The sequence below is a fragment of the Paraburkholderia sp. PGU19 genome, from assembly GCF_013426915.1.
GTDB lineage: Bacteria > Pseudomonadota > Gammaproteobacteria > Burkholderiales > Burkholderiaceae > Paraburkholderia.
The window spans coordinates 2865094-2887715 of record NZ_AP023179.1; the positions used below are offsets into that span (position 1 = coordinate 2865094).

At 59.9% G+C, this 22622-nt stretch carries 18 protein-coding genes and 1 pseudogene; 5 read left to right on the forward strand and 14 right to left on the reverse strand.

Annotated features, from left to right (window positions below; all coding sequences use genetic code 11):
- Nucleotides 1-14: 14 nt before the first annotated feature.
- Both H1204_RS13060 and H1204_RS13065 read right to left on the reverse strand, forming a co-directional pair.
- Complete coding sequence (locus H1204_RS13060; RefSeq protein ID WP_180728632.1) at nucleotides 15-1580, reverse strand: methyl-accepting chemotaxis protein; 1566 nt, start codon at nucleotides 1578-1580, stop codon at nucleotides 15-17.
- Nucleotides 1581-1734: 154 nt separating this feature from the next.
- On the reverse strand, nucleotides 1735-2265 hold the full coding sequence (locus H1204_RS13065; RefSeq protein ID WP_180728633.1) for a hypothetical protein: 531 nt from the start codon (nucleotides 2263-2265) through the stop codon (nucleotides 1735-1737).
- A 39-nt stretch (nucleotides 2266-2304) separates the two neighbouring features.
- On the opposite strand from H1204_RS13065, the gene H1204_RS13070 reads away from it, so the two are divergent.
- Entirely contained in the window at nucleotides 2305-3399 is a 1095-nt protein-coding gene (locus tag H1204_RS13070) for a glycosyltransferase (protein WP_180728634.1), read from the forward strand.
- Between the two features lie 1438 nt (nucleotides 3400-4837).
- Here the strand turns inward: H1204_RS13070 and H1204_RS13075 are convergent.
- From H1204_RS13075 to H1204_RS13095, 5 genes are all read right to left on the reverse strand, one after another.
- On the reverse strand, nucleotides 4838-5137 hold the full coding sequence (locus H1204_RS13075) for a hypothetical protein (RefSeq protein ID WP_180728635.1): 300 nt from the start codon (nucleotides 5135-5137) through the stop codon (nucleotides 4838-4840).
- Between the two features lie 129 nt (nucleotides 5138-5266).
- A complete protein-coding gene (locus H1204_RS13080) occupies nucleotides 5267-5632 on the reverse strand; it encodes a hypothetical protein (protein WP_180728636.1) in 366 nt (121 codons plus the stop codon).
- 189 nt (nucleotides 5633-5821) lie between these two features.
- Nucleotides 5822-6076 carry a hypothetical protein gene (locus H1204_RS13085; RefSeq protein WP_180728637.1) on the reverse strand — a complete coding sequence of 85 codons (255 nt, stop codon included), beginning with the start codon at nucleotides 6074-6076 and terminating at the stop codon, nucleotides 5822-5824.
- A gap of 1171 nt (nucleotides 6077-7247) precedes the next feature.
- Entirely contained in the window at nucleotides 7248-7805 is a 558-nt protein-coding gene (locus H1204_RS13090) for a hypothetical protein (RefSeq protein WP_243468495.1), read from the reverse strand.
- A gap of 520 nt (nucleotides 7806-8325) precedes the next feature.
- Complete coding sequence (locus tag H1204_RS13095) at nucleotides 8326-8949, reverse strand: hypothetical protein (RefSeq protein WP_180728638.1); 624 nt, start codon at nucleotides 8947-8949, stop codon at nucleotides 8326-8328.
- An 825-nt stretch (nucleotides 8950-9774) separates the two neighbouring features.
- Between H1204_RS13095 and H1204_RS13100 the strand changes: the two are divergent.
- Nucleotides 9775-10167: pseudogene (locus H1204_RS13100) on the forward strand (glycosyl transferase); the annotation flags it as partial.
- A 173-nt stretch (nucleotides 10168-10340) separates the two neighbouring features.
- Here the strand turns inward: H1204_RS13100 and H1204_RS52610 are convergent.
- From H1204_RS52610 to H1204_RS13135, 7 genes are all read right to left on the reverse strand, one after another.
- Nucleotides 10341-10463, reverse strand: a complete 123-nt coding sequence (locus H1204_RS52610; RefSeq protein ID WP_274608183.1) for a hypothetical protein — start codon at nucleotides 10461-10463, stop codon at nucleotides 10341-10343.
- Between the two features lie 40 nt (nucleotides 10464-10503).
- Nucleotides 10504-10893 (reverse strand): GtrA family protein, encoded by a 390-nt coding sequence (locus tag H1204_RS13110; protein ID WP_180728639.1) that lies wholly within the window; start codon nucleotides 10891-10893, stop codon nucleotides 10504-10506.
- A 220-nt stretch (nucleotides 10894-11113) separates the two neighbouring features.
- The gene (locus H1204_RS13115) at nucleotides 11114-13003 is read right to left on the reverse strand and encodes a nucleoside-diphosphate sugar epimerase/dehydratase (RefSeq protein WP_180728640.1); all 1890 of its coding nucleotides are present in this window, start codon (nucleotides 13001-13003) and stop codon (nucleotides 11114-11116) included.
- Between the two features lie 5 nt (nucleotides 13004-13008).
- Nucleotides 13009-14037, reverse strand: a complete 1029-nt coding sequence (locus H1204_RS13120; protein WP_180728641.1) for a glycosyltransferase family 4 protein — start codon at nucleotides 14035-14037, stop codon at nucleotides 13009-13011.
- Between the two features lie 8 nt (nucleotides 14038-14045).
- Nucleotides 14046-15002: an SDR family oxidoreductase gene (locus H1204_RS13125; RefSeq protein ID WP_180728642.1), complete on the reverse strand. Its 957-nt coding sequence runs from the start codon at nucleotides 15000-15002 to the stop codon at nucleotides 14046-14048.
- Nucleotides 14999-15844 carry a glycosyltransferase family 2 protein gene (locus tag H1204_RS13130; protein ID WP_180728643.1) on the reverse strand — a complete coding sequence of 282 codons (846 nt, stop codon included), beginning with the start codon at nucleotides 15842-15844 and terminating at the stop codon, nucleotides 14999-15001. Before H1204_RS13130 ends, H1204_RS13125 begins: the two co-directional genes overlap by 4 nt.
- Nucleotides 15845-16045: 201 nt before the next feature.
- Complete coding sequence (locus H1204_RS13135; protein ID WP_180728644.1) at nucleotides 16046-18064, reverse strand: hypothetical protein; 2019 nt, start codon at nucleotides 18062-18064, stop codon at nucleotides 16046-16048.
- Between the two features lie 547 nt (nucleotides 18065-18611).
- On the opposite strand from H1204_RS13135, the gene H1204_RS13140 reads away from it, so the two are divergent.
- The 3 genes from H1204_RS13140 to H1204_RS13150 all read left to right on the forward strand — a co-directional run bounded on the left by H1204_RS13140 (nucleotide 18612) and on the right by H1204_RS13150 (nucleotide 22477).
- A complete protein-coding gene (locus H1204_RS13140) occupies nucleotides 18612-19472 on the forward strand; it encodes a sulfotransferase family 2 domain-containing protein (RefSeq protein WP_180728645.1) in 861 nt (286 codons plus the stop codon).
- A gap of 219 nt (nucleotides 19473-19691) precedes the next feature.
- Nucleotides 19692-21209, forward strand: a complete 1518-nt coding sequence (locus H1204_RS13145) for a hypothetical protein (protein WP_180728646.1) — start codon at nucleotides 19692-19694, stop codon at nucleotides 21207-21209.
- 203 nt (nucleotides 21210-21412) lie between these two features.
- Nucleotides 21413-22477, forward strand: a complete 1065-nt coding sequence (locus tag H1204_RS13150) for a methyltransferase domain-containing protein (protein ID WP_180728647.1) — start codon at nucleotides 21413-21415, stop codon at nucleotides 22475-22477.
- Nucleotides 22478-22622 lie beyond the last annotated feature (145 nt).

A 22622-nucleotide genomic window follows, 5' to 3' on the forward strand; every position in this document is an offset into this window, starting at 1 on the left:
CGGGCACCCGAATTCTACGCGACGCTCGCGCCGGCTTCGAGGCGGAACACTGCAACCGCCTCGCGCAGCACGACGGCCTGCGCTTCGAGCGTCTTCGCAGCGGCCGCGGCCTGCTCGACGAGCGCCGCGTTCTGCTGCGTCACTTCGTCGATCTGGCCGATCGCCTTGTTGATCTGCTCGATGCCGTCGCTTTGCTCGTGCGCGGCGCCTTCGATTTCCGTCATGATGCCCGTCACGCGCTGCACGGAATTCATCGCTTCCTGCATCGTCTTGCGCGCGTCGGCGACGAGCGTCGCGCCCTGCGCGACCTGCGCCGTCGAATCGCCAATCAGCTCGCGGATTTCCTTCGCCGCCGCGCCCGAACGCTGCGCGAGCGCGCGCACTTCGGAAGCGACGACTGCAAAGCCGCGCCCCTGCTCGCCCGCGCGCGCCGCCTCGACGGCCGCGTTCAGCGCGAGGATGTTGGTCTGAAACGCGATGCCTTCGATGATGCCGATGATCTCCCCGACCTTGCGCGACGACGCGGTGATGCCGTCCATCGTCTGCGTCACGCGCGCGACCACATCGCTGCCGCGCACGACCGTGTCCAGCGCGCCTTGCGCAAGACGGCTTGCGAGCTTCGCGTTGTCGGTGTTCTGCTTGACGGTCGCCGACAGCTCTTCCATGCTCGCCGCCGTCTCCTGAAGCGCGGCTGCCTGCTGTTCGGTACGGCTCGACAGATCCGCGTTGCCGGCGGCGATTTCGTTCGCGCCGAGCGTGATCGAATGGGTGCTACCGCGCACTTTCAACACCGTGTCGACGAGGCCGTCACGCATCTGCGAGAGCGCCTGCAGCAACTGGCCCATCTCGTTGCGCGAGCGCACCTTGACGGAGGTCGTCAGGTCGCCTTCGGCCATGCTGCGAAAGTGACGGATCGTCTGGTTCACCGGCTTCACGACGGCGGACGACAGGCCCGCGCGCGCCAGCGCGCCGACCACGAGGGCAGCCGCGCCGATCGCGATGAACAGCCCCGTCGAGATGTTGAAGCGCCGGCTCAACTGGCCGGCCTCGCGCTGCCGGTTATCGGCCTGCGCATGCTTGAGCGCGTCGATCGCCTTGGCGTAGACGCCGTAAAAGCGGTCTGCCGTCTCGCCCTGGATCGTGCGGAACGTGTTGAAGTCATTGTCGACGAGCGCCTTGTGCTCCGGCTCGATCGCCTGATCGACGAGTGCGGCGCGCGCCTGCGCCACGGTTTGGGCGAGCTTGCCCTCTTCTTCGCTGCCGAACGGCCCCGCCATGTAGACGCGGAAATCCTCGTTCGACGACTCGAGCAGCTTGTGCGCGGCGGCGAGCAGTCCGTCCGTGTCCTTGCCGACGCTGAAAAGCGTCTCGTAACTGCCGAGCGACAGACGCACCTGCAGGAGTTTTTCCGAGCTCGACGTCAGCGCGTTCATCGCCGCCGATGACTGCTGCACGTTCTGCAGGCCATCGTTGGTGAATTTCAGCGCGCCCCAACCAACGCCGATCACGATCAGGAGAAAGGCCGCGAAGATGCCGATTACGAGCGTCAGTCCTTGCCGAATGGTGATGTTCTTGAGCATGAGTGTCCGTGACGTGCTGTCGGCCAGCCGGGATGGCAGCCCATCGATGGCTATCGGCAACGTGGGACGAACTCCAAATAGGGAGAATCCATGACGTAGCATGTGGGATGGCGCGCTTGCGCGGCGCTCCCCCAGACGTAGTCTGCTCGCCTTACTACTGTCGGAGCCGGGTTTTTGTATGGGCGGACTGTACGTCGGCTCGCGTGATATGCCAGAGCATGGAGAAGCTGGTGCCGCCGACCGTCGGGTAGCTGTCAGCGTGACAGTTGTCCGACAGCGGATCGCAAGCGATCGTCATCGTTTGCCTGTCGTTGAACGTGATCTTGACGATCGGGCTCTCGAGCGCGCCCTTCTGGATGGGTTCGAGTTCGTATGTACAGGAAACGGTTTTTGGAGCGGAGCCCGTCCGGTCGCCCTTAATCAGAAGCGTGGCAGTCTTCGAGGGAGGACTGTCGAAGCGAAGCTCGACCGTGTCGCCGCTGTCGGCGCTACCCCTCATCGATACGGGAACCGATGAGGGGACTGCGATGGATACCAGCGGCAGCGCGAATAGCGCCGCGCTCAGGCATGCAAGAAGGGAAATACGCATCTTCGAACGGACGGCTTGAATATCCAGCGCATTATGAGCGAAAACCGCGCCGCCTGCCGCCGCGCGGTCAACCCGTCCGGGCCCGCTGCGTTTCATTTGTATAATCCACCGTTTGCTTTTCCGGCCCCGACTTTCATGCTCAGTTTCGCGCTCGGCTTTATCGTTTCACTATTGATCACGCTCGTGATCGTGCGGTATGCGCATCTGCATGAAACGTTTGCGGACACCGATCTGGCCGGCGTGCAGAAATTCCATGCGCGGCCGGTGCCGCGTATCGGCGGAACGGGGATTCTGGTGGGACTGATCGTGTCGGCGATCCAGTTGTATGGCGCGTACCCGGCCGTTTCGGCAGGCATTCTCGGCATTGTCGCGTGTGGGGTTCCGGCGTTTGCGTCGGGTCTGATCGAAGACCTGACGAAAAAAGTATCACCTCTCGCGCGGCTGATCTGCACGATGGTCGCCGCCGCGCTCGCTTACTTCGTGCTGGGGATCGCCGTCACGCGCATCAGCGTGCCGCCGCTCGATTTTCTGCTCTCCTACGCGACCATTTCCTGCGCGGTGACGGTGCTGGCCGTTGCGGCCCTGGCCAATGCGATCAATATTATCGACGGCTTCAACGGGCTCGCGTCGATGGTCGCGTTCATGATGTTCGCGTCGCTCGCGTATGTCGCGTTTCAGGTACACGACCCGATCGTGCTGTCGGCATCGCTCATCATGATGGGCGCAGTGATGGGCTTCTTCATCTGGAATTTCCCGGCCGGGCTGATCTTTCTCGGCGATGGCGGCGCGTACTTCATCGGCTTCATGCTCGGCGAACTGTCGATCATGCTCGTGATGCGCAATCGCGATGTGTCGGCGTGGTATCCCGTGCTGCTGTTCATGTATCCGATCTTCGAGACGTGCTTCTCGATCTACCGGAAGAAGTTTATTCGAGGAATGTCGCCCGGGATTCCCGATGGCGTGCATCTGCATATGCTCGTCTACAAACGGCTGATGCGGTGGGCCGTTGGCGCGAGGACGGCACGCGAGCTGACGCGGCGCAATTCGCTGACTTCCCCATATTTGTGGTTACTTTGCCTGATTGCTGTGATACCTGCCACGTTGTTCTGGCGGCATACCCTGCATCTGTTCTGTTTTGTCGTGGTATTTGCGGCGACGTATGTGTGGCTGTATGTGAGTATTGTGCGGTTTAAGGTGCCGCGTTGGCTGGTGATCCGCAAGCACCGATGAAACGCTCACCAAAAGGAACAACCTAAAGGCTCACGCGCTTCGCGGAGCCCGTTCCGGCCACGGGGCAATGCCCAGCAAGCCGTACAGGTCGCCGTTCGCATCGTCGACGATATTCCCCCGCGACACGTATTCGTGCTCATTTTCTGGTTGGGGCAGCGCACGCTCGACGTGCGCAATCACTTCGTCGACCGTCTTGCTTCCCAGATCGAAAGGAGCGGCCGGCTATGCGCAGGCAAAACAAGGGTCCCAGAATAGTAGGTTCAGGAAAACAAAAATGCCGCACCCGAAGGTGCGGCCATCGATGAATCCGCAGCGCGCGTTGCACGCAAGAAGTTCGATCAGTGGGGAACGCGCGGATGCCGACGTTCGCGATCCGCCTTGCGGCCGAGGTTGCTCATGTGCCTGCCATACGCACAAATCGCAGCCGTCAGGACCAGCGCAACAACACCGAAGCCCATAGTCATTCTCCGATTGTGGTCGATTACTAACGACTGCCGTTTCTCTCTTTCTTGGCAATCGGACAATTGCTGCGAGCGCAACTACGAGTTGCCAAGGACACAGACAACTGTCCCATCGACCTTGACACACGTGCCGCACCCCACGACGCAGATTAGCACACTGATCGTGGCGAGCGCGGCCTCGGGAACCGCACGACAGTGGTCCTTTTGTCTTCATGACGCGCAGCTTCACACCGTAGAATTCCTCGACAGTGCGCTCGCTACCGCAGTTTCGTCATCTGGACTGTCGGGCACCCGCAGTAGCCGTGACATGCCGCACCGTGCGAATGAGAGGCCATCCGATTTGCCAATCCGAACGTCTCGCAACCGTGCGAGAGCAATGTCATGTCCTACTCCAGCTCAGGCCGTCGCGCTCATTGGCCCTTGTGTCCGCTCCATGTCCGTGCAGTCCAGCCATCGAACCCGGCGCGAGTCGGCTATCAACGCGCAGACGCTGGACGAAGTCACGCGCATCAGGCTGTTGGCGACCCTCATGATCGCGCTCGTCGCGCGCCACTGTCATTTCCGGGGTTGACCTGCTGCCGAACGGGAACATCTCCAGCACGCAAGCATGATTTAACACGGCGAACAGTGTATTCCAGTCTGGCTGACGACCTGCTTCAGCCGAGAGCGCTATTTGCCGCCTAGCGTGGAATCCGCGTAAGACGTCGTTCCCGCTTGGCCTTGCGCGCGTTGCGCTCCATTAGCGAGCCGAGTCCGCACGTGACAACTGCGAAGCCGAGTACCAGAAAACTGATATCCATGCTCATTCTCCCACGATGGAAATCGTGCCATGAACGAACGCTAGCACAAAACTCGCGATCAGACTGGCCCCGAGCTTGACGTCGGCGAGGGCCCACACCTGCGCCGAATGCCATCACACCCGCAGGCCCGAGGAAAGCGGCAGCAGACATGTGGCAGAATGGACCAACCTTCTGGCGTTAATCCATTGGCGAGGTGACAAAAGACTGGAGGACAAGCCTGGGAAGGCTCTCCTCCTCGCCGTTATCCGTTGCACCAGCGATCGCAAAGCTACCGTCGGTCATGCTATCCAGTTGCACGTTCATCCCATCGACGGCAGCCGACACAGCTGGCGGCGCTTCGCCAATGCCGAACTCTGGAAGCACTACCTCTAGACACTCGGACGGATAAAGCTGATCGACGTCGCGCAAACAGTTGGCGTAATCGGTGATGGTCATCCCAGAGGCGTGCTCGACAACGTCGAACTGGCCTGTTTCCATCGTCGTGTCCGAGATCAATCTGGCCTTTGTGCTAACCTTTTAATCATGGTTTCCAAGAACGGAGAAATAGCATGGGCTTCAGTTTCTCTGCGCTGGGCGTCGCTGTGGCTTTGTCTGTGCTAGGCCTTGTCATGGACCGTAACGGTCGCAAAGCAGACCGTGCTCGTCGGCGGCGCATGTCGTAACGCTTGTCTTTTTATCGCCGGACAGTCCGAACGATGGAATCACGGCTGCACCCTTCTCATCGCACCGACGATGACCTGGAAGAGCTTGGCCCCTTCTTGCCTTGCCTGACCAGCAAATTGTTGGCGCAAAATCACGGTCCGAATCCGGGCCAATCGAACTGGTGTCGACAGAGCGGCCCGCCACCGAACGCTGCAGCCACTCGTCTGGTTCGTCTATAGCCAGCGCGTTGTTTGTGTGCGCGACCTCTGCGCGACTCGCGCGTAAAGCAAATATGTCGATCAGGAATAGCGACCATTTATTGTCTTTCATCTTTTCTCCTTTCGTTTAGCAATCACACATGGGTCGCGCTGCATCTGCTGCATTGACCAACCCGTCGTCCAGCCTGAACCGGTGGTATGAAAGGGAGGCCACTGACGAAAGAATCGTTATTCTTATTTACTGCGACAGCCCCCAGAATCAGGAGTCGGACAGTACCCGCCGATTCGAAGGTCCGGTCATTCAACTTTCATCCGTGAGCATCTTTCGTAACAGCGCGAGTCGTCGAAGCTGTGACGGGACCAGATAAAATCTTTGTTCGATCTCTGCAATCCGGTGAAGCCAGTAAGACACGCCGAGACTAAATCCCGTATCAATGACATCCGTATTGCAGAGATAGCGTACTACCGTTTCAAGGTGCTGCAATTCTGCGTCGGCTAATGCCGCCGGTGCTTTAGGTGTCTGGCGTACCGGGATCGCTGATGATCTGGGCTTCATTGCACGCCCCTGACCGGCTAACGCCGTCCAGCACCGGGTTGCAAAAACCCGTTCGTTGCAAAGTGCAGAGACGCGAGGGCAATGACGTCAGCGCAACGAATGGAATATCCGGTTTTCTTTTGACCACATGGCGGTGAAGCCGCGTTATACATTGCATGGCACGCTGAAGTAACTTTCGTTAATTCATCATGCCTACGCCACGCGAAAGTCAAGGAAGCTGTGGCGGGCAGAGCGGCGCATGCTTGGCAGCACGCTCGCCGTAGTCCGGTGCCCACTGCGGCACAGGCTGATCAACGAACGAGTTCAGTGCCTATCAGCGCGAACGCAGTCTTCAAATCGGGGACAGCGAAGAACAGGCGCCCAGCCTGCCACAACGTGTGCAGACGACTGTGCGGGAAAGGAATGCAGACCGACTTTCCAGCCGTATTGGACGGCAACCGGAGTAAGGTTGTCGTTTCCGCCCTTGTCCCGCCGCTCAACATTGACAAGCCGATCGAGGCCAGCCTGTCAGGGATTAACGGAGAATGCGGAGAGATGGCACATTGATGGAGGTCGCTCATGCATCTTTTGGCGCTCTGTCAGGAGGCGATGTCGCAGCACAACGGCTCGCCCTAACCGCCCGAGGGAGGGCCCAGCGCCTGCACGAACGGTTGAACTATCGTGTCTCCTGCTCCGTGGCGATTTTGCTCCCGGCGTTGTTCAACGCGTTTCCGTTTGACGGCAATAGCGGAGCAGAGACCCGTGAGGATCGAAGACGGGGTGAGTAGTCTCGCTTTTCCATCGCCTGTTGATGCGCACACGAAACACCTCCCCCAGGCGGGACGTTATTGTTGAACTCATGCGGCAGTTAATGGACGCATATTCGTGCGCCAGGTCGCCGATGATAGTCGCGTGCGAACGCAGCTTTCGGGTGCATAGCTCTCGTTCGATCGCGAGCATTTTGGGCGCACATCAAACGTCAGGTCGGCTCTCAAAGACATCAGGCACCATGCGGTAGCTGCGTGCGATAGAAACCACTGCAACCGCCCCACTCCCTACTGCCGATCCCAAGAGGGCACGGATGACTGCTGGTATTCGTAATGTCGGTGAACACCCGTACGAGCCCAGCTTCAGTGATTTGAATCAGAGCGTCAGCCGGCTAACAGCAAGGAAGATCCAACTTCCCTGCGACTCAAATCAATTGCAACACTGCACCCAGGACGGCGTTGATCGCCTTCTCAAGGCGTGGGACATCCGAAGAAATGCGGCTCAACTGCGGCGAATACAGCCTGATGTAATTTTCTTCGTTGTAGCGTGTAAGTCTCACGACCGTTCTATCGGTCGGCACCGGCAAGCCGGTGGCAAGAGCCGCAAGTATCGTGTGCACATCGAGGTCAGGACGCGCGCCAAGGATAGCCGCGGAATCTCTCAGACGCCGACGTCCGGTTCGCTTTTCAAGCTTCACGAGTTTTTCCGCGATTGCGAAAGAAATTCGATATACGTCGCCAAAAGTATGGATAACTTCGTCTGGAATCTTCGCGGCATGCAGCATCCGAGTAACGTGCGGTTTCGAAACGCCCAATGCTAAGGCCATTTCCGACTGCGATTGCCAAATTCGCCCGGTCAAGAAGGAAGCGCAGAGTCGACCCAATATGATGATCGACGTCTTCCGCTGGCGAAGCTTGTTGTACTGCGCGAGGGCTTCTTGCTGACGTAACGTGTGTGGATCTATTTTCAAAGGTTTTTCCAAAATCAGTCGCCTGAGTGGGGGCGCAGAATCTAGCGCACCGAGAAGTGCTGACGCGTCCCATTTCGAAAGGCTTAACATGATGACGCGATGTTGCCGCAATTTTCGTCAGCCGTCTGACGCAAAAAATGAGACATCGTGATCGGGCGATTCCATGCAAACCATGTAACAACCTGAGATCCTAGCCGTTTCCGCTTGTATTCAGTGGCCCAAAAGCTACCCAAAAATCCCCTTCATTTCGGCTTAAGACCGTTAGCCGGCTAACGGGCAAGTATGTGATTTCTCGCTTTAAATCAATGACGTGACGGCTCGATTCCATGTAAACCATGTAACAAATCGAGATCCCGTCCGTTTCCGCTTGTATTCGTTGGCCTTAAAGCTATACCAAATCTTCGTCATTCCAGCTTAAGCCTTCTAGCCTGCTACTGCCTGAAACATTCTCGCGGTCGGACATGACCGTCACGCTGGAGAAATCCGCCCCCATCCGCGTCTATTGCGCCAGCCGCCGAGGGCGAGGCGGATGTCAAACGTGGTCGAGCTGGCTCGGTCTGGGTCCCGTAATCAATTTACAACCAATGCGTAGTCGCTCGTCTATTGCGTCGACGTTGATGCGAGGTGCTATCTTGCGATACACCTGTTCGCGCCTTACCCGGAAGAAATGATGCAATTCGCTCAGCTTGAGGTATGAGGTCGGCAGACCCGTTCCGAACTCGCATGTATCGTCTTCGAACACAGCAATGTTTTCAATCGGGCAGTTAAATCCATCCAGCAAGGCACCGAGAAAGTGAACGGCGGGTGCGGTGTACCGAAGGGGACACGGATAGTTCCCCGTCATCCCCGGTGCGGACTGAACGTACAGCTTGTCCTCTTCAAGGCTCTGTGTCACCTTTCCCGCCCATTCGATACGGCTGACGACGAATACGCCGATATCGGTAACTGCTAAACAGTCGGCCCGAACGCTATGGCCCGCGAGACCATCCGAAGTCAGGACGGTCAGCTCCTCGTGCAACGAGTAGCGTTCGCCAAGCAAAGGCGCGAGTACTTCATGCAGTCTCCGCGAGAAGTCGATATATTTCCGGCGGTGATCCGCGACTGCGGGCTTCTTCGCGAACCGGTTCGGATATCCGAGGATTGCCTGAGTCGGCATGAAGAAATCCAGGCGCATACGTCCGCACGTAGGACATCGTTTGGTCATCGTGAACTCTCCTTTCAATCCCGTTCGTGTTTTGGCTCCGCGCCCCGAGTGTCCGGCCGCGTCAGCAAAGACGATCGTAGCGCTGCTCAGGACAATGAGAGTTCACTATGATGACAATTTTGATAGACCTTTTAACCGGAACGGTCCTGGTAATACGGGCCACCCTCGATGCCGGTAAGCGGAAATCGATTCCACGAACCAACGCTCGGACGAGCCGGCTCACGGTCTTAACCCGAAAAGCAACGTAAGATCACGTGGCTTTTGGTCCGGGGCAGCGCTAAATCCGTGGTAATGGACCCTGGCCCGGGGCTTTCGCCCTTTTCGATTAGTGGATGGGACCGTTCCATGCTCCCGACACTCTGAATCGATTCAAAGGCTATCCGTCATCCCGCCACATCGCCCGTGCTTCGCAGCACCTGCTACGCGCGACAATTGTTCACTCCGGCGGTCACCGTAATTGACGCCATCGACCAGGTACAACCAGGTTCGTTGTGGAAATTGACGGGTGCACCGCCGCCCGTCACTCCTACTCGAGCGGGAGGAAATACTCCTCGGGGCGCGACAGTGGCACGTCCAATGACTCAGTGACGCCAGAACCGCCTGCGCCTGCTAGGAACGGTTAGCTTCCATCGAGTGGACGGCGCAGGAGAAGCGAGCGATGCGGAGGAACGACCGTGGCCCTTTGCCAGTATCCTGCAAAGAGCCTGCCGCGAGATCTTCACGCGGCCTGCCTCTGACTTGTTTCCGTTGCGGCAACAACGGCCGCTGCGGCGCCGTCTCGGCGACGTGGGCGCGGACTTCACCGGCTTCATGCTTGGCGAACTGCCGATCGTGCTCGTGATGCGCAATCGGGATGTGTCGGCGTGGTATCCCGTGCTGCTCTTCATGTATCCGATCTTCGAGATGTGCTTCTCGATCTACCGGAAGAAGTTTATTCGCGGGATGTCGCCTGGGATTCCCGATGGCGTGCATCTGCATATGCTCGTCTACAAGCGGCTGATGCGCTGGGCAGTGGTCGCGAGGACGGCGCGTGAACTGACGCGGCGCAATTCGCTGACCTCGCCTTATTTGAAGTTGCTGTGCCTACTTGCGGTCGTTCCCGCCACGCTGTTTTGGCGGCGCACGTTGCATCTTTTCTGCTTTGCCGTGGTGTTTGCGCTGACCTATGTCTAGCTCTATGTCAGCATCGTCCGGTTCAAGTCGCCGAGATGGCTGGTGGTGCGGAAGAGACGGCATAGCTGATGAAATCGCAACAGTGTGCGCGTGATGCCGCCGGAACGAGGTCGGTCTGCAGCTTGCCGTGCAGCCACGCGCGGGTTATACAGGTGATAGCTGTAGAGGTCCTAGTTCGCGTCGGCACCGAGCAGTAGCGAGTACAGTCCGAACAGCAACGGCACGATCACGCATGCGGCCGTCATCGCGCGACGCGAGCCGAGATCGACGACGCGCAGGCGCAATGATGGCAACGCGGCCCTGGTTGAAGATGCGGCTTTACTAGGCGTGCGGTCACGAGCGGGCCTTGAACACCCAGAGCTTCGCGCTGACGAAGTTGACCGTCATGCCCGCGAGCGAACCGACGGCAACGCCGATGAGCGGCAGCAGCGCGCTCTTCGGCAGCAGCAGGACCGTCGCGCTATAAGCTGCGTAATTGACGACGCCGCCGCCCAGCATCGCGAACAGGTAATGCCACCACTCGGACCACGCGGATTTGTTGCTGCCCTGGACGAACGTGAAGCGTCGATTGAACTGCCACGTCGACCAGACGGCCGCGACAAACGAGACTGCGCGACCGACGAAATAGCCCGCGCCGAGCGCGAGCATCCCGTACAGCACGCCGGCGTCGACGATGAGGCCGATCACGCCGGCAATGGCGAAGCGGAGTAGTTCGCGCTTCATTCGACGGCCCGTCCTGCGAGTGTCGTAGTCGCTGCTGTCGGCGCTGCCGGAAAGTAGACGAAGCGAATCATAGAGGGGGCGTCGGCAGGGTGATGGATGAGATAATGACGGGCTTCGCGCGCGACGGCCGGCTGCGCGAAGCGCGGTTATTTTATCGCACACATGTAGCTGCACCCGATTGCACGACGAAGACGAAAAGGGCGCCTCAGCGCCTTTTTTGTTACATCGAAGCCCGCTTACCCGGAAGTGGCGGCACGCTGCGCAGCGGCGGCGCGGCTAAGCTCGGCTGATATTCGGCGACCCAACGACGCAAATCGCGGCGCACTTCGTCGTCCGTCAGCACGCGATGCTGCATCAACCACGGCAGCAGCTCGTCGAGCAGATTGTCGGGGACACCGCGTGCCAACGCGATGCGAAGCTTCGCATGCGGTGTGCGCGTGGTCGTTTCCTCGTCGGCGAGCAGTTCTTCGTACAGCTTCTCGCCCGGACGCAGGCCCGTGAACTCGATGCGGATCTGGTCTTCGGTGAAGCCGTAGAGCCGGATCAGGTCGCGCGCAAGGTCGACGATCTTCATCGGCTCGCCCATGTCGAGAATGAAGATCTCGCCACCATGGCCCATGCTCGACGCCTGCAGCACGAGCTGCGAGGCTTCGGGAATCGTCATGAAGAAACGCGTGATTTCCGGGTGCGTAACGGTGACGGGACCGCCCTTCGCGATCTGCTGCTGGAACTTCGGAATCACGCTGCCCGCGCTGCCAAGCACATTGCCGAAGCGCACGGTTTCGAACTGCGTGCGCTCGCTCGTCTGTTGCAGCGCCTGGCAGGCCATCTCGGCGAGCCGCTTGCTCGCGCCCATCACGTTGGTCGGATTGACGGCCTTGTCGGTCGAGATCAGAACGAAGCGCTTCACGTCATGACGGATGGCCGCGCGCGCTACACGGTACGTGCCGAGCACGTTGTTGCGCACTGCCTGCCACGCATTCTGCTCTTCCATCAGCGGCACGTGCTTGTAGGCCGCTGCGTGGTAGACAATGTGTGGCGTATGGCGGGCCATCACCTGATCGAGCAGCAGCGAGTCCTTCGCGTCGCCGATAACGGGCACGATCGACAGCCCCTGGAAGCGTTCGTGCAACTCTTCGACGAGCCGATACATCGCGTACTCGGAGATATCGAAGGCGATCAGTTGCGCCGGCTTGAATCGCAGAATCTGACGGCACAGTTCCGAGCCGATCGAGCCGCCCGCGCCCGTCACCATCACCACGCGCGCATGTAGCAGCGCTTCGACGTGCGGCGTGTCGATGTGCACCGGCTCGCGGCCGAGCAGGTCTTCGAGGTCGATGTGGCGCACGCGGGACAGCGACGCCTGACCTTCCCCGACGTCAGTCAGCGCCGGCAGCACCATCGCGCGCACACCGGCGCGCACGCACAGCGTGGCCGCGCGGCGCTGCTGCTCGACGGGCGCCGACGGAATCGCGATGATCGCGTATTCGGTCTTCGTCGCCTCTGCGATTTCGGGCAGCTTGTTGATCGAGCCGAGCACCTTGTAGCCGTATATCTCGCGGCCCTGCTTCGAGACGTCGTCGTCGAGCAGGCCGATCAGCCGCCATTCGCTCGAGCGCGACAGCTCGCGCGCGAGCATCGCGCCCGCCGTGCCCGCGCCGATAACAATGACCGGCTTGCCCTGCGCGACGAGGCCACCGTACAGGTAAAACTCTTTCGCCGCGCGATACAGCGCGCGTGAGCCGCCCATTGCGAGGAACAGGAACAGCGGCGACACGAGCAGTACGGAGCGCGGAATGATCGGCATGGGCTGGATCATCACCGCGAGAATCATCGACAGCAAGGCGCCCGTCGCGACCGCCTTCGAAATGCGCATCAGGTCAGGTAGGCTCGCGAACACCCACATACCACGGTACAGGCCGAAGATGCGGAACATCACGCCGTAGACGGGCAGCACCCAGATGAGCGCGTGCAGCGCGCCGTCGCGGAAATCGACGGGCACGGCGCCGTTGAAGCGGATCACGTAGGCGACCAGCCACGCGCCGGAGACGGCGGCGAGATCGAAAAGGAAAGCGCTGAAGGATAGCAAGGTGGCTTTGGATCTGAGCATCAGCGTCATACCTCGGATTGTTGGGACGGTGTTGACTGGAACCGGCGCCAGCGCAGGTCGACGATGAATCCGATGACGACCAGCACAGCGGCCCACCCTGCTACGGTGCCCCACTGAACGGCCGGTGAACGGCCAAGTACAAGTAACGCAAGCGCTATGCCGACAACCATGACCGCGTACCAGACCCACGCGGTGCCCGCATGGCCGACGCCCGAACGTACCATCCGCTGATAATAGTGCTCGCGGTGCGCTTGCCAAAACTTTTCTCCGCGCGCGAGACGCCGCGCCAGCGTCACCGAGGCATCGCCGATGAACGGCGCGAATACCAGCGCCGGAAACCACACGGGCCACGCGCCGCCACGCCAGCCCCAGTAACCGAGCGCGCCCGCCAGATAGCCCAGCGAGATCGAGCCCGCATCGCCGAGAAAAATACGGGCAGGATGGAAGTTGAAGAACAGAAAGCCGAGCGCGGCGCCTGCTACCGCCAGCGACGCCAAGGCCAGTTCTGGCATCGGATGATTGGAGAGAAGCGCCGCAGCCGCGTAGCCCGCGAAGCCGAACAGCGCCATACCGCCTGCGAGGCCATCCGCGCCATCCATGAAATTGTAGAGGTTGACCAGCCAGATCATCAAAAATGCCAGCGCACAGAGCACCCACCATGGCGCGGCTGCAGGAAACAGCGCAACGAGCGCGGCAACGGCGATCAGATGCGCAGCAAAGCGCACGCGCGCGGGCAATCCGCGGCGGTCGTCGACCTGCGAGACGGCGGCGAGGAGCGCCGTCGCCAGCGCAGCGAACCACAGCGACGGCGCGACCAGCAGCATCGCCACGACGGCGACAGGCACGATGCCCCAGCCGCCGACGCGCGGCGTCGGGCGCACGTGGAGCGAGCGGTCGTTCGGGATATCGGTCGCGAGGCGCCAGGCGAGACCTGTCTTCAACAAGACAAACAGGATCGCCGCGCACACGCAGACGGCCGCGCCCGCAACGAGCGGAAGTGTCCATGGAGCCATCAGTGAATCTTGCATCGGCATGAGCGGGCTCAATGAGTCGAACGATACCAGTCGGCGGTTGCCGCCAGACCTTCGTCGGTTGAGAACGGGGGTTGCCAGCCGAGCACGTCGCGAATGTGCGACGTATCGACCTGCAGGCTGCCGATCAGGCGGTCGATTTGCGCCGACTTACCTGTCAGACGGCCCGCCGCGCGCAGCCATGCGGCTGGGACGGGCAGTAGCCGCGACGGCTTGCCGAGATGCCGCGCGAGCGAGCGCACCAGTTCCGCGACGGTCAGCGCGCTGCTGTCGGCGACATGGAAGCACTGGCCCGCCGCGCGCGGATCGGTCGCGCAATGGACGAGCGCATCGGCCAGATTGCCAACGTACACCATGCTGCGCCGCGCGTCGGCACCGCCGAGCGGCAGCGGAACGCCCCGCCAGACGGCGTCCATCAGGCGCAGGAAGTTAGCGCGCACTTGCGGTCCGTACACGAGCGGGGGCCGCACGATCACGATCTCCAGGCCGGTGTCGTCGCCGAGGCGTGTCAGCGCCTCTTCCGCCGCGCGCTTTGAGCGTCCGTAGGCGTCTTCGGGGCGCGGGGCGTCGTTCTCGCGGAGCGATTGTCCGCGATCCTGTTCCGCGGCTGCCTTGATGCTGCTCACGAACACGAAGCGCGGCACACCATGCTGCTGTGCCGCCGCTGCGAGGCGCAGCGTGCCGTCGACATTGGTCGCGCGAAACGCGGCGTCGGGGTCAGCGACCATGTCGTGCATCACATGCACGCGGGCGGCGAGATGCACGACGCAGTCGGCTTTGAGGTCGGCGGGCCAGTTGTGCACGATGCCGCTGTAGTCGGTGCTTGCGTCGACCCACTCCGTAACTCCGTCCACACAGTTGCCGGAACGCCGCACCAGACCCGTCACGCGATGGCCGGCATCGAGCAGCGCGCGGCACAGCGCACGCCCGACAAAACCGTTCGCCCCGCTCACGACCACATGACTCATAGCCACTTCCAGCCGAAACGGTTGAAGAACTTGCAGGCCGACGCAGCGAACATGCGGATGTGCGCGGAGCCTTTGCGGGCGGCGCCACCGCCGTGGTGGAGCACGCGCATCGCGGGCAAATAGGCGATCCGGGCGACTTCGTGCGTGCGCAGGCTCAGATCGTAGTCCTCGAAATAAAGGAAATAGCGTGGATCGAAACCGGCGAGCTTCTTCAGCACGTTCGTGCGGAACAGCATGAAGCAGCCGCTGACGATGGGTGGATCCCAAACGATGTCGTGCTCGTTGATGACGTCTTGCATTTCATAGCGGGCGAGACGTCGCGCGAAGAAGCGACGGACGCTCGCAGGCAGGAAGCCGCGTACGATCAGGTCGAGTAGCGTTGGATAGCGGCGGCAGAGGTACTGGATGTGGCCGTCTTCGTCGCCGATGCGGGGGGTGAGCAGGCCGACTTGCAAATGGCTTTCGAAGAACTCCACCGCGCTTACAAGCGCCTGGCGGTCGAGATCGATATCCGGATTCAGCACGAGATGATAGCGGCTTGCTGCGCGCTCAATGGCCAGATTGTGGCCGCGGCCATAGCCGACGTTGCCATGGCCAGCGATGATCGAGCAGGTTGCGCCATGCGCGCGCAGAGCGTCCAAAGCAGCCGTCATGTCAGGCAGTCCACCGTTGTCGACGAGACAGACGTCCAGTCTGAACGCGGGATGCGTCTCTTTGAGCGCATCGTAAGCGGCGGCAAGGCTTTTCAGCGTCTGCGCGAGTTGCTGCAGGTCCGGCCGATAAACGACCACGGACACGGAGAGACCCTCGATCTCGTTACCCGGCTCACGCGTAGTATTCATGTGGAAAATGCAACGTGCCTTGTCGCGACACTTAGTCTTTTGGATAGGGGTCACATCGAAGTCGCAAGTTTGCTGAAAATGCGAGCATTCGGCAACCCGCTTTTCGAATTGTTACGCGGTACAAGATACAAGACTAGGATTGCGCCCCTTTTATATCGGCAGAAGGGCGGGAAAATTGAGAGTGAACCTACCCGCTGCCGATCATTTGCCGTTGCCCAGACGCATAGACAGCAGCTTGAACGAACGCAGGCGATTGTCTGAGTCAATTTGTACGATGAACGGCACCTGCTGGTCGACGCTCAATCTGACTTCAATCGGGCGGGCTTCGGGCCAAGCTGCACATGTCAGCGGCAAGTGGATGGACTGCTGGCCGCCCGGCACCAGATCGACCGATGCATCCAGACATCCGGGACTGGTCACATGCAAAATCGCGTCGTGGCCGTTCTGCTGCGAGCGCAGGTCAGGAGGCACTTCCACGTGTATGTCGAGCGCGGTCTGCGCATGGCGTTTGAGCATGACGGCGGCGTCGAGTCCGGCCCACGCCAACCTGCCCTCTTCGCGCTGGAAGAAACCGCGCCGCACCGTGTAGTCGCCGTCGGAGAGATCGAAGCCATCCCTCAGATGACCGACATCCTGATCTTCAAGAGCGAAAGGCAGATACGGCTGCACAGAACCGAGCCTGTATAGCTCGCCGCCCTGCATTTTCACGAGTTGCTGATGCTGCGAACGGGCGATCACGTTGTCGATCGTCGGCTGGCTGATGCCTATCGTGTACATATCGGCAACGAAGTATTTGTCGCTGACGGCGTCGATGCGCGATGCGCGCCAATGCTCGAAGTTCGAGAAGTTGCGCCCCGAGAATAGCGCGACGGCGGGCGCCTGCCACCAGCCGGCGCCGAAGATAGTCGCGTCGGCAGGCAGCTTCCGCACTGTGTCGGCAAGCTTGTAAGTGTCGAGCTGATATTCCGGCACTTGCGGCGGTCGCGTGAAGGTTTGGCCGTTACGGATCAGAGTCAGCTGTCCAATCACGACAGGCAGCAATGCAATTAGCATCAACACGTTCGACAGACTGGTCGCGAAGATTCTCCCTCCGTTGCGTCCCGCAGACTGCGCCCAGATTACGGCCAGGAGAACGGCGATCAGACATTGCAGCAGCAACAAGCCATCGAGAATGCGGCGCAGCCACGTCATCGGGGTTGGACTGATAAAAATCCACCACAAGAAGTACAGGCCAGTGACGCCCGTCAACATGAACAGCGCGAGACGCAGTGCGGGACTTCTCTTTCGGTCGAACGCGATCGCGAACCCGAGCACGATTGGCACGACGATCACGAAGCCAAGTAGCATGGCGGGCACGCCCGTCATATCGGACAGCATGGAGAGATGATGCGCGCCCTTGCTCAGCAGACCTTCGCCGGCTTCACCCTTTCGCGCGCCCGACTGCGCACCCACCTGCCCTAGCTGGAACCGCCACCAGCTGAGATAACCGCGCACGTTGCCGATCTCTACGACGCGGAAAATTTCCCAACAGAGCACGGGGACGACGAGACCAAGGCCGAGCATGAATAACCGCCGCACCCGCCCCGGCTGTGAGACGATCACGCAGAACAGCACCAGCAGCGCGGGCCCGACGCAGACCAGCGCGACCACCTTCGTCAGATAAGCGATGCCGAACAGGAAGCCCGTCCAGAAAAGGCGCGCCGACTGCACGTTGAATCCGTCACGCCCCGACACGAGCACCAGGAGTCCGCCGAAGAACCACGTCAGCATCGGCACTTCGCCGTAGCCGTTCATTGAGTTCTCGACGAAACCGGGCGTCGAAAGGCAGGCCGTCGTCGCGAAAAGCGCGAGCCACAGCGGCACGTGAAGGCGACGTAACAATGTTACGGCCAGCACGACAAGAGCGGCGATGTAGATCAGGTTAACTACCTGACCGGTGAACGGCGTGATGCCGCCGATCCAGAACGCGAGCGCAGTCGGCAGGATAAACGGACCGTCGGTTTGCGCGGGAAACGGGAAGAAGCGGTCGTAGTAGAAACCGTAGCCGTCGCCGTGCATGAACGAAGCGGCCGTGCGCAGGTTCATTGCGCCGTCGAAGCTCGGCGGGGCAATCATCGCGTAGTGCCAAAAGCCGAGGAGGATCCAGCCGATAACGGCCGCAAATGCCAGGCTGGCGATAGCGGGGAACACTGGAAAACGTGCCTGGGACGATGTTGTCATTGGACTTCGGCGGTCGTGTATTGAGAATCCTGCGATAAAGCGGATGTGCCCGCGATTGGAAGTCGGCATCATAGCTGGCCGCGGTTTCCGCACGCCACATTGTGGGTACGGCACAACGATGGTTTGCCGTAACCATGGCAAATATGTATGCACTTTGCCGTTTCGCTTAGCCGAATACATTCAATAGACGAGCCGGAGCATGCTGTTTCATTTGCCGCAATGCGCTGCACGAAAATTCACTGGAATAATTTGAAATGTTCTCGCCTAGAAAGCAGTGTTTGAAGCACCCGTCGTTATTTCGTCGTGCGGTATAGTTACGCCTCGCAAATCATCTAGTTGCGCAGTTATTAGGCATGGCCCAAATTGTTTTGCAATACATCAGCAAATTTCAATCGCGACTTCCGGTCAGTAGATGACGCTTATCCAGTGCGTGCGGCGGTGAAATCGGGTTTCCCCTCTACCAACGCGCAACACCTGTCATTAGTAGCACATTGCCATTTTTCAACTTGATTCGGTTATAAACTTATATCGGCCGGCCAGGATCAATATGCGCACCGTCATTGTCCACTACCATTTGTTCAAGAATGCAGGATCGACCGTCGACAGTATCCTGTCGCGGAATTTTCCGGACGAACAACATGGCCATATCGAAGGGCCCTACCCCTGGTCGACGGTGCAACCACAGGAACTCGTGGAATTCTCGCTCGCCAATCCCGCGCTGCGTGTCGTGTCGAGCCATCATGCGAGGCCGCCTCTTCCGCAACATCCCGACATTCAGTTTTTGCCGGTTCTCTTTCTGCGCCACCCAATTGACCGCTTCGCGTCCGTGTACGAATTCGAACGGCGACAGCCTGCGGATAGCCTGAGCCCAAGTGTCGCCATTGCGCGCGAAGGAGGGCTCGCGGAGTTTGCAAAATGGGGCGTCGGCCAGGAAGCAAACGCCGTATGCCGAAATTTTCAAGTCGCTCACCTCGCGAATGCGCAGCACGACATGCGCACCGCGCGCGCTACAAGTGAAGACTACATGAGCGCCCTCCGACATCTTGAGAGCCTTTCGTTCTTCGGTATCGTCGAATCGTTCCAGGAATCCATCGAGGCGATGCAAGCACTTTTCCGGCCTCATTTCGGCGATATCAATCTCACACATTCAAGCGAAAACGTCACGCCCGGACGGCATGCGACCCTCGTCGAACGACTTGCGCATATCCGCAGCGAACTGGGCGAACCGTTGTACCGGAGTCTCGTAGAGTTGAATTCGCTCGACATGTTGCTCTACGACGAGGCACGCAAGCGGTTTGCGGACGCCCTACAGACTCGCGCAGGAGTCGCGGCAGCGCAGGGCAAGCCAACGAGTTTCTGGCGCAGGATCGTACGCGCGCTGCGCGGTGCGCATTCGACCAGCGCGTGAAGGCGCTAATCGCGGCCCGGCAACTGTTCGTATATTCAATCTCCGATGGTAGTATTAGGCCGCTTTGCCCAGTCCACTCTGTATCTGTCACGCACCACGGCGCGATAACGGGCACGGCGCTCCCACCATCCCCTTCGGTCTTTTATGAAAGTCTCTGCGCGCGCCTTTGTTCACGAGGGCATCTTCAGGCTGCTACCTTTTTTGCTCGTAGGCGGCGCCGTGTCAGTCTATCTGGGAAAGGATTGGAGTTGGGATCTGCTCAATTACCACTTCTACAATCCGTGGGCACTTACGCATCACCGATGGGGCATCGATCTATTCCCGGCTCAATCACAAACGTTCTTCAATCCCCTACTCGATCTGCCTTTTTATAAGATCGCGACTTCGCAATGCGCGGACTATATTGCCGTGTTCGCAATGGGATTCCCCGCCGGGATTGCGGCCTATATCCTGTGGCATCTTCTCGAGTCGCTTGAAGTTTCCGGATCGACGAGCGTTGAAACAGGCGTTCTGCGCGTGGCAGCGTGCATAGTCGGCATGACAGGCGCGGCGGGCTTTCCCCAAATCGGAAGCTCGACGGGCGAGTGGCCAGTCTCGGCGCTGGTGCTCGGCGGCGTGCTGGCACTCGTCCAGTGGTACAAGGGCAGGCTCGGCGATCGGTGCGGCATGTCAATCGCTGGCGGTGCGATCGGCACAGCGGCGGCACTGAAACTGACGGCGATGATTCCAGCGCTGGCAGTGACGATCGCCCTGCCTATCCTGCTGGCCAGGGCGCCGCGACGCGAATTGGTCCGTTCACTGCTGATATACCTCGTCGCGGCAGGCATCGCATTCATCGCGTTTGCCGGCCCATGGATGTGGAAGATGTACTCATCGTTCCACAATCCGCTCTTTCCGTATTTCAACGGCGTCTTCAAGTCGCCGCTGATCGAGTCGGTGAATGCGCGCGACGTGCGATTCGTTCCGCACAACGTGAGCACCTTCTTCAAGCTTCCCCTGTTTTCGGCGTTCGTGCCGAATATCCTGCACTCGGAAATCTCGTTGCGTGATCCACGACTGCTGATTGGGGCGTTGATCGCGATCTGCTGGATCGTTGCCGCGGCGATTCGTCTTTTGCCTGGAAAGACCCAGCGCAAGACATGGCGTCTCGAGTTGTTCATGGCAGCGGCTTACCTCTTGATGTACATCGTAGGTTTGAGGTTTTTTGGCATCTATCGCTATACGATCGTACTCGAACTGTTCGGCGCAGCCATGGTGTTCGTCGCGCTGATCCGACTTCGCCAACGCCTCTCTCACGCAGATGGGCTTGCGATCTGTACGATGACGTTCATCGCAATCACACTACTTACTTCGTGGCCGGACTGGGGACGTCTGCCTCTAGACGGAAGGCCATACTTCCGCAACAACCTGCCTGGATTGCCGCCATCGTCGTTGATCGTCGCCACCACCATGGAGCCGATCGGCTACCTCGTACCACAATGGCCCGGCAATCCGAGGTTCTATTCGGCGATCACTAACATCTCCGGCCCGACCTATAACCTAAAGCTGCAGGACGAGATTGCCGCAGGCGTGCTCGCTCACCAAGGTCCGATCTACGTCTTACGCGCCAAGGACAAGCCGGACGACAGCAAGGTGGTGTCGTCGCGCCTGCACCTCACGATCAACAATGCTTCTTGCCGTGAACTGGATCAGCCGGTGCCCGTGCCCCTGGAAATCTGCGAAGCGAATCGCAGCTGAAAGCCGCAACAAGGTTAGCTTCCCGTATGCCGGCGCGCGGCAAACTTTGCCGGCATACGTGCGTCGTCAAGTAATACCGACGCATTCACGCACCGTCCGCGCGATGGTTACGCTCTGATACATTTTTCAAATCCTTCCAGGGTTGCGCCACTTGTAAGTTGGGTAGGATGATCTAGGAGACCACCCCCGCCCTGGAGAGTCTCGTGACCCAATGCGCCGTGTGCTCCTCGAAAGCAGTGCTATTCCGCACGATCGATAAGGTCGATTATTTCGAATGTGAAACCTGCGGCTCATTATTCGCCGATCCAGAATTCCTCTCAGATCTGGAAACTGGGCGCATTTCGAACTATGAGCACTCGTATTGGGAATCCGAATTGCACGCGGCGCGCGAACGCTCGTACGGATCGTCGCTGCAGCGGATCGCCGAAACGTTCCTGTATTGCAGGATTCCCATTAATCGTTTCGTCGATATTGGCTCGGGCCCGGGCTATCTGCTCGACGCTGCATCGAGTGCCCTACCCGACGCCGCTCGCGTGTTCTACGGCGTTGAGTTGTTTCCGCCCGACGAGTCGCTTCGGACCCGGCATCCCAACTACAAGGTGTGCTCGATAGGCGACGCCGGCGAGCGTTTCGATGCAGGTGTGTGCGTGGAAGTGATCGAGCATCTCACGCCATCGATGCTGAACGGCCTTGCCAAGCAGATGGCGCAGGTATCGTCGCCTGGCGCACTGTATCTGATCAACTCCGGCCAGCCCGCTTACGTCAAAAACGAAGATCCGGACTATCTCGACCCTCTCGGCCGTGGCCACGTCGTGTCGTATTCGATCGAAGGCGCCCGGAAGATTTTTGAACCTCATGGATTCCGCGTCATTCCGCTGCCCGGCCGTCATTGGGCATTCCTGCTCGAATTTCAGTCTGAGGACACGAAGCAGTCTCCGCAAGAGCTATTGGAAAAACGGCTGTGGTCGCCCTTGCCTGAGAATGTCGCCGTTTTGCGCGACGGTAGCGCTGGCTCCCTGATGTATCACGCAGGCCGGGACGCGGCGCGCGTTTATCTAGAATACGCGACCGTCGTCGAGCGCACGAACTGGGCGCTCGGACTACAGGCCGAAGTCGAGCGGACGCGCACGCAGCCTGACCGGCGCGCTGCGGGAAGCGACACCGCAGCACGAGGAGCGCATCCTGTGCGACCTGATTTCAATGTTCAGGCGGCTCATCCGGGTCTGCTAGGCCGCGCACGGCATTGGTTGCGCACGCACACAGCTTAATAGCAATGCCAAGAAGCGCCGGATGGCTAATGGCATCCGGCGCGACCCGCTCCTTCTGCCGTTGGGTGATGAGTGTCGTTTCCCCTGCGCGAAAATTCGACCGCCACCCCCCAAGCGTGTGCGAAGCCCCCTCGAAATGCGTATC

Coding starts and splice junctions, on each gene's coding strand:
- H1204_RS13060 (WP_180728632.1), bottom strand. CDS start 1,580: ATGCTCAAGAACATCACCATTCGGCAAGGACTGACGCTCGTAATCGGC.
- H1204_RS13065 (WP_180728633.1), bottom strand. CDS start 2,265: ATGAAACGCAGCGGGCCCGGACGGGTTGACCGCGCGGCGGCAGGCGGC.
- H1204_RS13070 (WP_180728634.1), top strand. CDS start 2,305: ATGCTCAGTTTCGCGCTCGGCTTTATCGTTTCACTATTGATCACGCTC.
- H1204_RS13075 (WP_180728635.1), bottom strand. CDS start 5,137: ATGGAAACAGGCCAGTTCGACGTTGTCGAGCACGCCTCTGGGATGACC.
- H1204_RS13080 (WP_180728636.1), bottom strand. CDS start 5,632: ATGAAAGACAATAAATGGTCGCTATTCCTGATCGACATATTTGCTTTA.
- H1204_RS13085 (WP_180728637.1), bottom strand. CDS start 6,076: ATGAAGCCCAGATCATCAGCGATCCCGGTACGCCAGACACCTAAAGCA.
- H1204_RS13095 (WP_180728638.1), bottom strand. CDS start 8,949: ATGCCGACTCAGGCAATCCTCGGATATCCGAACCGGTTCGCGAAGAAG.
- H1204_RS13110 (WP_180728639.1), bottom strand. CDS start 10,893: ATGAAGCGCGAACTACTCCGCTTCGCCATTGCCGGCGTGATCGGCCTC.
- H1204_RS13115 (WP_180728640.1), bottom strand. CDS start 13,003: ATGCTCAGATCCAAAGCCACCTTGCTATCCTTCAGCGCTTTCCTTTTC.
- H1204_RS13120 (WP_180728641.1), bottom strand. CDS start 14,037: ATGCCGATGCAAGATTCACTGATGGCTCCATGGACACTTCCGCTCGTT.
- H1204_RS13125 (WP_180728642.1), bottom strand. CDS start 15,002: ATGAGTCATGTGGTCGTGAGCGGGGCGAACGGTTTTGTCGGGCGTGCG.
- H1204_RS13130 (WP_180728643.1), bottom strand. CDS start 15,844: ATGAATACTACGCGTGAGCCGGGTAACGAGATCGAGGGTCTCTCCGTG.
- H1204_RS13135 (WP_180728644.1), bottom strand. CDS start 18,064: ATGACAACATCGTCCCAGGCACGTTTTCCAGTGTTCCCCGCTATCGCC.
- H1204_RS13140 (WP_180728645.1), top strand. CDS start 18,612: ATGCGCACCGTCATTGTCCACTACCATTTGTTCAAGAATGCAGGATCG.